Source organism: Rhodobacter sp. Har01 (assembly GCF_020564565.1).
In the GTDB taxonomy this organism is placed as follows: domain Bacteria; phylum Pseudomonadota; class Alphaproteobacteria; order Rhodobacterales; family Rhodobacteraceae; genus Pseudogemmobacter.
On sequence record NZ_JAJCTD010000002.1, the window covers coordinates 354,479 to 368,494 of the forward strand.

At 67.3% G+C, this 14,016-nt stretch carries 11 protein-coding genes; 7 read left to right on the plus strand and 4 right to left on the minus strand.

Going from position 1 to position 14,016, the window contains the following annotated elements:
• Window positions 1-443: 443 nt before the first annotated feature.
• Genes LHP98_RS07525 through LHP98_RS07555 form a run of 7 tightly spaced genes read left to right on the plus strand, consistent with a single transcriptional unit; the run spans window position 444 to window position 9,082 of the window.
• Complete coding sequence (locus tag LHP98_RS07525; RefSeq protein WP_227251897.1) at window positions 444-2,627, plus strand: NosR/NirI family protein; 2,184 nt, start codon at window positions 444-446, stop codon at window positions 2,625-2,627.
• A 13-nt stretch (window positions 2,628-2,640) separates the two neighbouring features.
• Entirely contained in the window at window positions 2,641-4,590 is a 1,950-nt protein-coding gene (nosZ, locus tag LHP98_RS07530) for a TAT-dependent nitrous-oxide reductase (protein ID WP_227251898.1), read from the plus strand.
• Between the two features lie 4 nt (window positions 4,591-4,594).
• Window positions 4,595-5,923 (plus strand): nitrous oxide reductase family maturation protein NosD, encoded by a 1,329-nt coding sequence (locus LHP98_RS07535; protein WP_227251899.1) that lies wholly within the window; start codon window positions 4,595-4,597, stop codon window positions 5,921-5,923.
• Window positions 5,889-6,785 (plus strand): ABC transporter ATP-binding protein, encoded by an 897-nt coding sequence (locus LHP98_RS07540; RefSeq protein WP_227251900.1) that lies wholly within the window; start codon window positions 5,889-5,891, stop codon window positions 6,783-6,785. The genes LHP98_RS07535 and LHP98_RS07540 overlap by 35 nt, the downstream gene beginning before the upstream one ends.
• A complete protein-coding gene (locus LHP98_RS07545) occupies window positions 6,782-7,606 on the plus strand; it encodes an ABC transporter permease (RefSeq protein ID WP_227251901.1) in 825 nt (274 codons plus the stop codon). Before LHP98_RS07540 ends, LHP98_RS07545 begins: the two co-directional genes overlap by 4 nt.
• Window positions 7,603-8,169: a nitrous oxide reductase accessory protein NosL gene (locus LHP98_RS07550; protein WP_227251902.1), complete on the plus strand. Its 567-nt coding sequence runs from the start codon at window positions 7,603-7,605 to the stop codon at window positions 8,167-8,169. Before LHP98_RS07545 ends, LHP98_RS07550 begins: the two co-directional genes overlap by 4 nt.
• Before the next feature lie 4 nt (window positions 8,170-8,173).
• Window positions 8,174-9,082 carry an FAD:protein FMN transferase gene (locus tag LHP98_RS07555; RefSeq protein WP_227251903.1) on the plus strand — a complete coding sequence of 303 codons (909 nt, stop codon included), beginning with the start codon at window positions 8,174-8,176 and terminating at the stop codon, window positions 9,080-9,082.
• A gap of 54 nt (window positions 9,083-9,136) precedes the next feature.
• On the opposite strand, the gene LHP98_RS07560 is transcribed toward LHP98_RS07555, so the two are convergent.
• The 4 genes from LHP98_RS07560 to LHP98_RS07575 are packed head-to-tail and all read right to left on the minus strand — an operon-like array spanning window position 9,137 to window position 14,000.
• Window positions 9,137-10,225 carry a flagellar basal body P-ring protein FlgI gene (locus tag LHP98_RS07560; RefSeq protein WP_227251904.1) on the minus strand — a complete coding sequence of 363 codons (1,089 nt, stop codon included), beginning with the start codon at window positions 10,223-10,225 and terminating at the stop codon, window positions 9,137-9,139.
• The gene (locus LHP98_RS07565) at window positions 10,222-11,220 is read right to left on the minus strand and encodes a flagellar biosynthesis protein FlgL (RefSeq protein ID WP_227251905.1); all 999 of its coding nucleotides are present in this window, start codon (window positions 11,218-11,220) and stop codon (window positions 10,222-10,224) included. The genes LHP98_RS07560 and LHP98_RS07565 overlap by 4 nt, the downstream gene beginning before the upstream one ends.
• Before the next feature lie 2 nt (window positions 11,221-11,222).
• Window positions 11,223-12,680: a flagellar hook-associated protein FlgK gene (flgK, locus tag LHP98_RS07570; protein WP_227251906.1), complete on the minus strand. Its 1,458-nt coding sequence runs from the start codon at window positions 12,678-12,680 to the stop codon at window positions 11,223-11,225.
• A 12-nt stretch (window positions 12,681-12,692) separates the two neighbouring features.
• Complete coding sequence (locus LHP98_RS07575; RefSeq protein WP_227251907.1) at window positions 12,693-14,000, minus strand: flagellar hook protein FlgE; 1,308 nt, start codon at window positions 13,998-14,000, stop codon at window positions 12,693-12,695.
• Window positions 14,001-14,016: the final 16 nt, after the last annotated feature.

Consider the following 14,016-nt stretch of genomic DNA (forward strand, 5'->3'; position numbering starts at 1 on the left):
GGCTGTCCGGTGGCCTTCGGCCGATTGGGCCGGGCCACGCAGGACCCCTGACCGAATTGGAGATCTGTTCGGACCAAGGCGTCGAGACGATCTATCTTGATGCCGGCGGGACACCGGCAGATGCGCCGAATCCTTGTGCCAAGTGCCCGGAATGCCTTGGAAACCTGCTGGTCGCCCTGTCCGCGCCTGAACTGCAGGCCGGGCAAAGGTTCGGCCGCGAAAGGCGCGCATCCCTTCGTCGTTGCAGCGCACCGGCACGACGGCTTCACCTCCGCCCGGACGTTCGTGGCCCTCCGCCCGCACGCCCAAAAGACGTCCGGCTTCCCCACTGCCGACCCCGCACACCCTGCCGTGCCGCAGCCAGACAAAGCGTTGATTTCCATCAATCTGCTTGCCGTGGGGACAGATCTCAGAATCGGGCGGGCCGCCAGGGACGCCTGTTCATGATGCCTCTCCGACTGCTGATTTCGGTCCTGCTCCTGCTGCTGGCCCCGCTGCCCGCCACGGCCGAAAGCGTTCTCTCGAAATACCTGCCCGAGATGCCCGCCGACCAGTTGGTCGAGGGGGCCGATGCCTATGGCCCCGAGCGTGACGATGTTCCCGTCGCCCCCGTGCTGAAGGGGGCCGAAACCCTTGGCTGGGTCTTCGCGACCAGCGATTTCGTCGGCACCACCGGCTATTCCGGCAAGCCGATCCACACCCTTGTGGCCGTGGACAAGAACGCCCGGGTCATCGGCGTCGCGCTGGTCAAGCACGCCGAGCCCATCGTGCTGATCGGCATCCCCGAGGCCAAGATCAAGACGCTGGCCGCATCCTACATCGGTCTCGACCTGGTGGCCGAGGCGCAGTCGGGCGGCACCGGCCATGACGTCGACATCATATCGGGCGCGACCGTCACGGTGATGGTGATCGACGATTCCATCGTGCGCTCGGGCCTCAAGGTCGCCCGCGCACTGGGGTTGGGCGGCCTTACGCCGGTGACTCCGTCTTCCGGCCCGGCATTCGAGATCAACCCGGATGCGCCCGTCGCCGTTGACTGGCGCGCGATGGAAGGCGACGGCACCCTGCGCCGCCTGTCGCTGGACGTGGGCCAGGTGAACGCCGCCTTCGCCGCGATGGAGGACATGCGCGCCGCTGCCCGCGCCCTGACCGAGGCGCCCGAAACCACCTTCATCGAGATGCAGATCGCACTGGTGTCTGTCCCCGCCATCGGCAAGGCGGTGCTGGGCGAGGCCGAATACGCCAACTTGGCCGGCTGGCTGGAGCCGAACGAACACGCCATCGTCGTGGTCGGCCGAGGACTCTACAGCTTCAAGGGGTCGGGCTACGTGCGCGGCGGCATCTTCGACCGGATCGTGCTGATCCAGGACGACGTCTCGGTCCGCTTCCGCGACCGGATGCACCGCCGGCTGGTCTCGGTCGCCGCCCCCGGCCACCCCGAATTCACCGAGGCCGACCTGTTCAAGATCCCCCCCGATGCGGGGTTCGACCCGACCAAACCCTTCCGCCTGCAGCTCCTGGTGCATCGCGAAGTGGGGCCGATCGAAAAGGTCTTCACCACCTTCGACCTGACCTACCAACTGCCGCAAGCCTATCTGCGCCCCGTCGCCGTGGCCCCCGCGGCCGAACCGGGGGCCGCCGAAGCCACCGCCGCGCAGGACGAAGGCGCCGCCCAGCAGGCGCTGTGGAAAAAGATCTGGGCCGGCTCACGGCTGGAAATCGCGGTGCTGGCCGCGATGCTGGTGGTGCTGACGGCGGTGTTCTTCTTCCAAAGCCTCGCCACCCGGAATGCGCGGGCCTTCTTCTGGTTCCGCATCGGCTTTCTCACCGTCACGCTGGTCTTCCTGGGCTGGTACGCCAATGCGCAACTGTCTGTCGTCAACCTGATGGCGCTGTTCGGCGCGCTGATGGCCGGGTTCAGCTGGCAAGCGTTCCTTCTCGACCCGCTGACCTTCATCCTGTGGTTCTCGGTCGCCGCCGCGCTGCTGTTCTGGGGCCGCGGCGCCTATTGTGGCTGGCTCTGCCCGTTCGGAGCCTTGCAGGAACTGACCAACCGCATCGCCAAGGCGATGCACATCCCGCAATGGACACTGCCCTGGGGCCTGCACGAACGCCTCTGGCCGCTGAAATACATGCTGTTCCTGGCCCTGTTCGGCGTCAGCCTGACCAGCATCGAGCAGGCCGAGCACCTGGCCGAGGTTGAACCCTTCAAGACGGCCATCATCCTGAAATTCGTCCGCGCCTGGCCCTTCGTGGCCTATGCCGTGGCACTTCTGGTCGCCGGCCTGTTCGTGGAACGCTTCTACTGCCGCTACCTTTGCCCGCTGGGCGCGGCGCTGGCGATCCCGGCCCGCATCCGCATGTTCGACTGGCTCAAGCGCTACAAGGACTGCGGCAACCCCTGCCAGACCTGCGCCAAGGAATGCATGGTCCAGGCCATTCACCCGACCGGCGAGATCAACCCGAACGAATGCCTGAACTGCCTGCATTGCCAGGTTCTGTACCAGTCCAAGTCCATCTGCCCCGTGGTCATCAAGCGCGAAAAGCGGCGCGAAAGCGTTTCCGCCAGTCCCGCGCGCGACCTTGGGCATCACCCCAATGCCTCACCACCCCAAATTTCAAACTGAAGGGAGTAGACCCATGTCACAGGATCCGAAATCAGGTCTCAGCCGGCGCGCGCTTCTGGGCGCCACGGCAGGTGGCGCGGCGCTGGCCGGCGCCATCGGCGGCCGCCTTGCGCTGACTGGCGGCGCGGTCGGCGTTGCCACCGTTGCCGCCACCGGCACGGCCCAGGCCGCCGGCGACGGTGCCATGGTCGCACCCGGCCAGCTGGACGAATACTATGGCTTCTGGTCAAGCGGCCAGACCGGAGAACTGCGCATCCTGGGCGTGCCCTCGATGCGCGAGTTGATGCGGGTGCCGGTGTTCAACCGCTGCTCGGCCACCGGCTGGGGGGCCACGAACGAATCGATCCGCATCCATCAGCGGACGATGACCGACAAGACAAAGAAATTCCTCGAAGCCAATGGCAAGAAGATCCACGACAACGGCGATCTGCACCACGTCCACATGTCCTACACCGAGGGCAAGTATGACGGCCGGTTCCTGTTCATGAACGACAAGGCCAACACCCGCGTCGCCCGGGTGCGCTGCGACGTGATGAAATGCGACGCCATCCTCGAGGTGCCGAACGCCAAGGCGATCCACGGCATGCGGCCGCAGAAATGGCCCAAGTCCACCTACATCTTCGCCAACGGCGAGGACGAGGCGCCGCTGGTCAACGACGGCACCACGATGACCGACGACTCGACCTACGTGAACATCTTCACCGCCGTCGACGTGGAAAGCTGGACCCCGGCCTGGCAGGTGATCGTCTCGGGCAACCTCGACAACTGCGATGCCGATTACGAAGGCAAGTGGGCCTTTTCCACCTCCTACAACTCGGAAATGGGCATGACCCTGGCCGACATGACGGCCAGCGACATGGACCACGTCGTGGTGTTCAACATTGCCGAGATCGAAAAGGCCGTGGCGGCGGGCGAGGGGCAGGAGCTGAACGGCGTCCGCGTGCTGGACGGGCGGAAAGAAGCGAACAGCGCCTTCACCCGCTATATCCCCATCGCCAACAACCCGCACGGCTGCAACATGGCGCCGGACCGCAAGCACCTGTGCATCGGCGGCAAGCTGTCGCCCACCGTCTCGGTGATCGACGTCACCAAGCTGGACGCGGTCTTTGCCGGCGCCGATCCGCGCAGCGCCGTGGTGGCCGAACCCGAGCTGGGTCTTGGCCCGCTGCACAACGCCTTTGACGGCAAGGGCAACGTCTACACCAGCCTGTTCCTGGACAGCCAGGTGGTGAAGTGGAACATCGACAAGGCCATCGCCGCCTACAACGGCGAGGCCGTCGATCCGATCCTTGAAAAGGTCGACGTGCATTACCAGCCCGGCCACCTCAAGACCTCGCACGGCGAAACGCTTGAGGCGGACGGCAAATGGATGGTCGTGCTGTGCAAGTTCAGCAAGGACCGCTTCCTGAACGTCGGCCCGCTGAAACCCGAGAATGACCAGTTGTTCGACATCTCGGGCGACAAGATGGTGCTCGTGCATGACGGCCCGAACTTCGCCGAACCGCATGACGCCATCGCCGTCCACGCCTCGAAGATGACCAACATCCGCTCGGTCTGGGACCGCAATGACACGATGTGGGCCGAGACCCGCCGCCAGGCCGAGGCCGATGGCGTGGACCTCGACGCCTACAACGACGCTGTCATTCGCGACAAGGACGACCCGACCAAGGTGCGCGTCTACATGGCCAGCCAGGCGCCTCAGTTCAGCCTGGAGAGTTTTACCGTCAAGCAAGACGACGAGGTGACGGTGATCATCACCAACCTCGACGACATCGACGACCTGACCCACGGCTTCACCATGGGCAACCATGGCGTAGCCATGGAGATCGGGCCGCAGGCCACGAGTTCGATCACCTTCAAGGCGGCGCAACCGGGGGTCTACTGGTATTATTGCCAGTGGTTCTGCCACGCCCTGCACATGGAGATGCGCGGCCGGATGTTCGTCGAGCCGAAGGCGGCGTAAGGCCATGCTGACCCGCCTGCTTGCCGTGCTGATCCTGCTCGCCGCGCCGCTGATGGCCGCGGAGATTGCGGTTGCGCCGGGGGCGGGCACCCTGGCCACAGCCATTGCCGGCGCCACCCCCGGCGATGTGTTGCGGCTGTCGGACGGGGCCTATCTGGGCCCCGTCACTCTGGACCGGACCCTGACCCTGACGGGTCCGCAGGGCGCGGTGGTCGATGGCGGTGGCGAGGGCACCGTCATCACCATCACCGGCGACGACGTGGCGGTCCGCGGGATCACCGTCACGGGGTCCGGCAGCCAGAACAAGGACATCGACGCCGGCATCAAGATCGTCAAGGGCGCCGACCGGGCGCTGATTGAGGGCGTCACGCTTCGGGGCAACATGCACGGCGTCGATGTGCATGGCGGGCATGACACGTTGGTCCGCAACAACGTGATCGACGGCGGCCAGAACTCCCGCATGAACGAACGCGGCAACGGTATCTATGTCTGGAACAGCCCCGGCACTGTGGTCGAAGGCAACAGCATCCGCTGGGGCCGCGACGGCATCTTCTCCAACGCCTCGCGAAAGGGCACCTACCGCAACAACACCTTCCGCGACCTGCGCTTCGCCGTGCACTACATGTACACCCACGACAGCGAGGTGTCGGGCAACATCAGCATCGGCAACCACCTGGGCTTTGCCATCATGTTCTCCGACCGGGTGGTGGTGAAGGACAACCTCTCCTTGGGCGACCGCGAACACGGCGTCATGCTGAACTTCGCCAACAATGCCGACATCTCGGGCAACCTGGTCCGCGGCGGCACCAGGAAGTGCACCTTCATCTACAATGCCCACAAGAACCTGATCTACGAGAACCGGTTCGAGGGCTGCGACATCGGCATCCACTTCACCGCCGGGTCGGAACGCAACGTGCTGACCGGGAACGCCTTCCTCGGCAACCGCGAGCAGGTGAAATACGTCGGCACAAGGCATGTCGAGTGGAGTTTCGAGGGCCGCGGCAACTTCTGGTCCGACCACCCGGCCTTCGACCTGAACGGCGACGGTCTGGCCGACAGCGTGTTCCGCCCGAACGACCTGATGGACCACATCCTGTGGTCGCAACCCGCCGCCGCCCTGCTGACCGGATCGCCGGCCGTGCAGCTGGTGCGCTGGAGCCAGAAGAATTTCCCGGCCACGCTGCCCGGCGGCGTGCTGGATTCCCATCCGCTGATGACGCCCGTCGTCATCGACGTCCCGCCCGCGATTGCGGCCCTTGAGGCCGAGGTTGCCGGGCGCTGGGCGAAAGGTAGCCATGATGACATCGACGCTGAAAATCTCGTCTCTCACTAAGACATTCGCCGGCGTCCCGGCGCTGGACGCGGTCTCGCTGACCGTGCAGCCGGGCCAGCGCGCGGCACTTCTGGGCCACAACGGCGCCGGGAAGTCGACGCTGATGAAGATCGTGCTGGGGCTGATCCCGTTCGATAGCGGCACCGTCGATGTCTGCGGCGCGGCGCCGGGGTCGGCGGCGGCGCGGGCACAGGTGGCCTACCTGCCCGAAAACGCCGCCTTCCACCCCGCCCTGACCGGGCAGGAACAGATCGCGCACTACCTTTCGCTCCGCGGGGAAAGCCCGAAACAGGCTCTACGCCTGCTGGAACGGGTCGGTTTGCACGAAGCCGCCCGCCGCCGCATCGGCACCTATTCCAAGGGCATGCGGCAGCGGGTGGGCCTTGCGCAGGCGCTGATCGGCAAGCCCCGCCTTCTGGTGCTGGACGAACCGACCAGCGGCCTTGACCCGGTCTCGCGCCGCGATTTCTACGCGCTGCTGGACGGGCTGGCCGCCGAGGGCGCGGCGATCCTCTTGTCCTCGCACGCCCTGACCGAGGTCGAGGCCCGCACCGACCGCATCCTGATCCTGTCGCGTGGCCGCATGGTCGCCACCGGCACCCTCGGCGATTTGCGCCGCACCGCCGACCTGCCGGTGACGATGCACGTCACCCCCGTCAACGGCTATGCGAGCGAAATCGAGCGGGCCCTGCCCGGCGCCATCAGGGTGGGCGCCGATCTGCGGCTGACCTGCGGGCAGGATGAAAAGCTGGCCGTCCTGGGCCGCATCACCGGCTTGGGCGCCAAGGTCGCCGACATCGAGGTGACGCCGCCCAGCCTGGAAGACATCTACAGCCACTTCAGCCAAAGGGACGGGCAATGATCGGCCGCATCCTCGCCACCGCGGGCACCGAATTCCGCATCGCCCTGCGCAACCGCTGGGTCGCCATCGCCGTTGTCCTGATGGCGCTGTTCTCGCTGGTCCTTTCCGCTGCCGGCTCGGCCCCCACCGGCGGGCTGGGGGTTGACCGGCTGTCGGTCACCGTCGCCTCGCTGACGTCGCTGGCGGTCTACCTCGTGCCCCTTGTCGCCCTGCTGATGAGCTTCGATGCCGTCGCAGGCGAGGTCGAACGCGGTACCCTGCCGCTGCTGCTGACCTATCCGGTTGCGCGGGTGGAAATCCTGCTGGGCAAGCTTCTGGCCCATCTCGCCGTGCTGACCATCGCAGTCGCTGTCGGCTACGGCCTTGCCGCGGCGGCCGCCCTGTGGGTGGACCCCGACTCCGCCTCGGGTCTGCCGTCGCTGCTGCGGCTGGGCTGGACGTCCATCCTGCTGGGCGCCACCTTCCTCGGCGCGGGCTATGCGCTGTCTTCGCTGGCGCGGCGTCCGTCCGGCGCGGCCGGGCTGGCGATGGGCCTCTGGCTGGGGGCGGTCGTGCTGTATGACCTTGGCCTTCTTGCCGCCGTGGTCGCAGACAACGGCGGCTGGTTCACCACCGACCTCTTCCCCTTCGCCCTGCTGGCGAACCCCGCCGACGCCTTCCGCCTGTTCAACCTCGCCGCCTCCGAGGCCACCGCCGCCGCGGCCGGCGTGGCGGGCGCGGCCAATTCCATTCCGCTCTGGCAATCGGCGGCTTCGGTCCTGCTCTGGCCGCTTCTGGCGCTGGTACTGGCCACCGCCGCCTTCCGAAAGGTGACGCCATGAAACGCGCGCTGCTGCTGATCCTGTTTCTTACCGCCTGCAAGCAAGACGCCCAGGACATCTCGCCCGTGGCCCTGACCGAGCAAGCGGTCGGGCACTATTGCCAGATGGACCTGCTGGAACACCCCGGCCCCAAGGCGCAGGTGCATCTTGAAGGCCTGCCCGCCATGCCGCTGTTCTTCAGCCAGGTCCGTGACGCCGTGGCCTATTCCCGCCTGCCCGAACAGGATGGCGTGATCCTGGCGATCTATGTCAACGACATGGGCGCCCCCGGGGCCACCTGGGAAATTCCCGGCGCGACGAACTGGATTCCGGCGACGACGGCGCATTACGTGATGGGGTCGCGGGCCGAAGGCGGCATGGGCGCGCCGGAACTGGTGCCCTTTGTCGATCTGGACAAGGCCGCCGCCTTTGCGGCCGCAAACGGCGGCAGCGTGGTCGCGCTGGCCGCGGTGCCGGACGCCGCCGTGATCGCCCCGGTTGCGCTGGATGGAAGGGCCGATCCGGTTGACGACGCCGACTATGACCAGCGCCTCAAATCCCTGTCCGACAAGATCGGAGGATGACCCGATGCTGACCCGCCGCCGCTTCCTGACTGTCTCGGCCGCCGCCCTTGGCGCCTCGATGGCCCATGCCGCCGAGCCGCCCTTCGTCTGGCAGGGCATCGCCCTGGGCGCCCGGGCAACCATTCGCCTGTCGCACCCCGACGCCGCCGCGATCACCGCCCGCGCCGCGGCCGAGATTTCACGGCTTGAGGGCATTTTCAGCCTGTACAGAGCCGATTCCGCCGTGATGCGACTGAACGCGACGGGCCGCCTGGACGCCCCGCCGCCCGAGCTTCTGGAATGCCTGTCACTTGCCGGCGCGGTGCATGGCGCCACCGAGGGTCTGTTCGACCCCACGATCCAGCCGCTCTGGGCGCTGTGGGCCCAGCGCGCCTCGGCTGGCACCCGGCCGTCGGCGGCCGAGCTTGCGTCGGCCCGCGCCCTTGGCGGTTGGGGCGAGGTGCGGCTGGACGCAAGCGAAATCACCCTGGCCCCCGGCATGGCGCTGACGTTGAACGGCATCGCCCAGGGCACCATCGCCGACCGCATCGCGGCGCTGTTGCAGGCAGAGGGCCTGACTGACATCCTGATCGACACCGGAGAGTTGCGCGCCTTGGGCGAGCAGCCGGGCGGCGGCGCCTGGCCAGTGCGGCTGGCCCAAGGTGGCGAGGTCGCCCTGTGCGCCCGCGCGCTGGCCACGTCATCGCCGGTTGGCACCCTATTCGATGCAGAGGGCCGCCATGGCCACATCCTGCACCCCACAACCGGCGAACCGGCGTTGCCGATGTGGCGCGCGATCAGTCTGTCGGCTCCATCTGCCGCACTGGCTGATGCGCTTTCGACCGCGGCCTGCCTTGCCCGTTCGCGGACGGAGATCGAGCGAAGCCTGTCCGGCTTCGGCCAGGTGCGCTGCGAGGCGGCCATTGCCGCTTGACTGCCGCCTGGTCAGGGTCGCTGCGGCCGCCGGATGGCGCGCACCGCCCTGGGGCTATTGCACGATGAACTCTGCATGCAGGGCGCCTGCGGCATTGATGCTTTTCAGGATGTCGATCATGTCGTAGGGGGCAACACCTAGGGCGTTCAGGCCGGCCACGACTTCGGAAAGGCTGGTTCCGGGCGGCAACTCGGCAAGGCCCGAACCGTTGCTAGAGATATTCGCAGCGGTCCGCGGGACGACAACGGATTCGCCCTCGGCAAAGGGGTTGGGCTGCACGACCAGGGGGTTTTCCTCCACCCTCAGGGTCAGGTTGCCCTGCGCCACTGCGACCCGGCTGATCCGCACGTCCGCACCCATGACAATGGTGCCCGAGCGCTGGTCGACCACAACCCGCGCACGGGTTTCCGGCTCGACCAAGAGGCCCTCGATACTTGCGATGGCATGAGCCGGGGCCAGGCCGGTGCGGTCCAGATCAAGCGAGACGGTGCCGGAATCCAGCATGGCCGCGACCCGCTTGCCGAAACTGGCGTTGATCACCTTTTCGATCCGCGCCGCCGTGGTGAAGTCGGCCGCCTTCAACGCCAGCCGCACCGATGATACCGCAGTGAAATCGAACGGAACCTCGCGTTCCACACGGGCGCCGGCGGGGATCGTGCCGGCCGTCGGCACGCCCTGGACCACGCGCGCCGCATCGCCTTCTGCCGAGACTCCGCCGGCAATGATCGTGCCCTGGGCGACCGCATAGATCTGGCCGTCCGCGCCATTCAGCGGCGTCATCACAAGGGTGCCGCCCAGCAGGCTTTTTGCGTCGCCGATGGCAGAGACGGTCACGTCGATCCGGCCGCCGGCCCGCGCGAAGGGTGGCAGGGTGGCGGTTACGAAGACTGCGGCCACGTTCTTGGGCCGATACTCTTCGCCCGAGACGTTGACGCCCAGGCGTTCCAGCATGTTGGCCATGATCTCTTCGGTGAAAGGCGCGTTGCGGATGCCATCGCCGGTGCCGTTCAGGCCCACGACAAGGCCATAACCCACCAGGTCGTTGCCGCGCACGCCGTCGATCTCGACCAGGTCCTTGATGCGGACCCCTTCGGCAAAGGCCGGAAGGCCAAGGAACAGCAGGAACAGGATCAGGCGGATCATCTCAGATAGTCCGTGAGTGTGAGCTTCGACAGCCGGGCGGTCAGCACGTAAAGCGATTCCAGTCGCGCCTGCAGGTCTTCCAGCCGGGTTGCGGTTTCATAGGGGTCGGCCTCCAGCAGGCCGGCGCGGGCAATGCCGAGTGCGGTTTCCTCGGCGTCGTTGCGCGCCTTGGTGTCGGCGATGTCGGCCTCGGCAGTGCCGATGCGCGCCGCAAGGACCGAGCGCGCCTCGCCCGAAGAGACCAGCGCCACACCGGCGTTGCGCGCCAGTTGCGCCCTTGCCTCGTTTTGGCCGGTGAACAGCCCGAGGTCCAGCAAGGCTACGGTGGCCAAGCCTTTCAGCGTGTCGCGGATCGCCGGGTCCAGGGCGGTGACCGGCAGATCGACGCTTTCGCCCGGCGCAACCGGCACTGCTGCCCTGGCGGCGCCGCCTTGATACATCGCCTCGTAGCCGGTGGCGCCGTCGAACCAATCCGCGATCGCGGTTTCGGCATCCGACACGGTGACCGCCCCGGCAAGCGCCGCTTCCAGGCTGGCCAGGATCGTGTTCGCGTCGGGCAGGGGGGCAGTTTCGGTCACGACGCCGCCGAAGACGCTGCGCTCGGCAAAGCGCGTGTTCAGGGCGGCGATGGCCGTCTCGAACTGCTGGCGGCCCTCGATGGTGACGGCGGTCAGGTTCTGGGGCACCGAAAGGCCCAGATTGCGCAAGAGGTTGGCAGAAAGGCCTTCGGCCGCGGTCGAGACCACGCCCAGAGCCGTCTGCATCGATTCGGCCAGAAGCCCGGTCTCAGCCGTTGTGGCGCTGTAGCCCCTGATCCGCGCCAGCGCATGGTCGATGGCCGCGAGCGAAGAGAAGTCGCCCCCCACCGCCGCGCCGGTATCGGCCTTCTTGCCGGTGGTCATCTCCTGCGAGGCGCGGGTGAGGTCAGCCTTGATCGCCGCGCCCTGGCGGAACAGGCCGGCGGTCAGGAAGGCATTGGCGGCGATCCGGTCCATGCTCACAGCCCCAGCAGCGCGTTGATCATTTCGTCCACCGTCTGCAGGACTTTGGCGTTGGCGGCATAGTTCTTCTCGACCACCAGAAGGGCCTGCATCTCTTCGTCGGTGTCCACGCCGCCGGCGCGTTCCATTTCGTCCAGCGCGGCGTAGCGGGCGGCGGTGAAGGCGGTCTCGCTTTCGGCCGACAGCCGTGCGGTCGAGGTGAGCGAGAGAATCTCCGCCGCAAGTCCGGGAAGACCGCGGCTGGCGGCGGGAAGCGTTGCCGAGCTGGTGGGGCGGGAAGCACCCAGCGCCTCGGTGAGCGAGACCAAGACTGCCGCGTTGCCCGACGGCCCGACGGAGAGCGATTCCAGCCCGTCGCGCAGCCGCGAGACCAGCCCGCCCTGGGCGGGGTCGGCCAGGGCATTGACCGACAGGCGGGCCGAAAGACCCACCTCATCGGCCGGCAGGAAGGCGGCCCCACCATCGGTGAACAGGCCGGGGTTTCCCGGCGAAAGGGTCGGGTCGATGCCGGGATCCGCGAAACGTTCGGCCAGGTCGCGGGCCAGAGCGTCCAGCCGCGCCTGCCCTTCCACGGCCAGCGTGTCGCGCACGGCAAACAGGGCCGCCAGCTCACCGCCCTGGATCAGGCTGGCCTGGCCTTCGGTGGCCATCGGCCTGTCATTCAACGTCAGGCCCGAAAGGCCGCCGGATTGCACTGTCATCTCGGGCACGATGGTGTGCACCGCAGTGAAGCCGAACTCCGATTCCACGCCGTCCAGCAGCACGGCACCGCCGGTGGTGATCAAGGCCACCTGATCGTGGTCGCGCGCGATTTCGCGGACGGGTACCAGATCTGAAATCCGGTCGATGATCTGCTGGCGCTGATCGAGCAGGGCCGAGACGTCGCGGCCGGCGCCCGAGAATCCACGGATCTGGGTGTTCAATTCCCGAACCTGGCGCAGTGAGCCGTTCAGCAGATCAACGGCGGCTGCGATCTGTGTGTCCGCCTTGGCGCGTTCGGCCTGGATCGCGTCGCTGGCCTGGTTCAGGCCCAAGGCAAGGTCGCGGGCGGCGTTTACCGCGGCCCCCAGCCGGGCTTCGGATTCCGGTCGGCTTGCGGCCTCAAGAAGGGTCGCGTCCAGGGCGTTGACCCGTCCGACCAGAGAGCCGGTGCTTTCCGGGGTGCCGAAGATGTCTTCCAGCCGTTTCAGGAAGCTGCTCCGCGTCTCACGGTCGCTGGCGGCGGATTGGGCGACGCGGCGGTCGTTGATCAGGAACTGGTCAATGTCGCGCTGGATGCCGCGCACCCGCACGCCCTGCCCGGTGCCGCCCACCTCCATCGCCGAAAGCGACACCGAGCGGTGACCATAGCCCGGCGTGGTGGCATTGGCGACGTTCGAGGAAATCGCCTCGGCCTGGCGCGAGGTGGCATGGATGCCCGTCAGGGCGCTGGCCAGGGCCGAGGTGACGCTCATCGCCGGTTACCCCTAGCGCTTGATGTTGGTGGTTTCCTGCAGCATCTCGTCCACCGTCTGGATCACCTTGGCGTTTGACGAATAGGCGCGCTGCGTCTGGATCAGCGAGGTCAGTTCGGCCGCCACGTCGGTGGTGGACCCTTCCCGCGCGTAACCTTCGATCGCGCCGGTGGGGCCATCGCCGGCATCCCACAGGAAGAACGATCCGCTGTCGGGCGAGACCTGGTAGGTCTGGTTGTTCAGGGACAGCAAGCCGTTCGGGTTGGGCACGTCGACCAGCGGAATCTGGTACAGGCGGCGGGTAAAGCCGGTGTCGTATGTGGCGGTGATGTAGCCGCTTTCGTCGACCTCGACCGTGGTCAGGTTGCCGACGGGCGAGCCGTCCTTGCTGATCTGCACCGGGGCGAATTCGTCGGAAAGCTGGGTCAGGCCGTTCGGGTCGCCCAGGCGGCCGATGGCCATGCTGATCGGGCCGCCGGCGACGGTCAGGTCCAGCCGTCCGGTGGCCGCGTCATAGGCGCCGCCCGAAACCACGGTGACCGAGGCCAGCGTGCCCCCGGCAGCGCGGCTGTCGTCGAAGACCAGGGTGTATTCGCCGACGATGGCGCCCGAACTGGCGGAATCGCGGATCACCATCGTCCATTCGTTGGACGAGCCAGTCGCCGGCACAGTCGGCGTGAAGTCGATGTCCAGCGATTCCGAGGTGCCGAGGTTGCCGAAGTATTCCACCGAAAGCGGCAGGGTGGTGCCGGCGGCCCCGGCTTCGGTGCCGGTGGCGGGCAGGTTGACGCCCAGGGTCATGTTCTCGGTCGGGTCTCCGGCAGTCTGGTTGGCGTTGATGACCACCGGTTCCAGGCCGGTGATGGTGTCACGCGGCAAGACCGGGATGGTGCCGTCGGGATCGGCCGGCCAGCCCAGCAAGACCATGCCGGAATCGGTTTTCAGGATGCCGTCGGCGTCGGTGCGGAAGGCGCCGGTCGTCGTCATCAGCAGCGGCGTGTCGCCGGACATGGTGCCAAGGCTGACCTCGGGAACCACCGGCAGCATGCCGCGCCCGGCAACAGCCAGGTCCAGCGCGTTGGCGGTGCCGACCAGGGCGCCGCGTTCCTCGATCAGGCGCATGGTGCTGGCCCGCACGCCGCCGGCCGAATAGACGCCGGCGCCGCGGGCATTGGTGATGACCATGCTGTCGAACTCAGCCGCGGCGCGCTTGTAGCCGTAGGTGCCCGAGTTGGCGATGTTGTCGGAAATGGTGGCGAGCCGGGTCGCGTTCGCGTTCAACCCGGCCACACCCGCGGAGAGCGCGGAGGAAATGGTCATCGTTGCACCTTTCTGC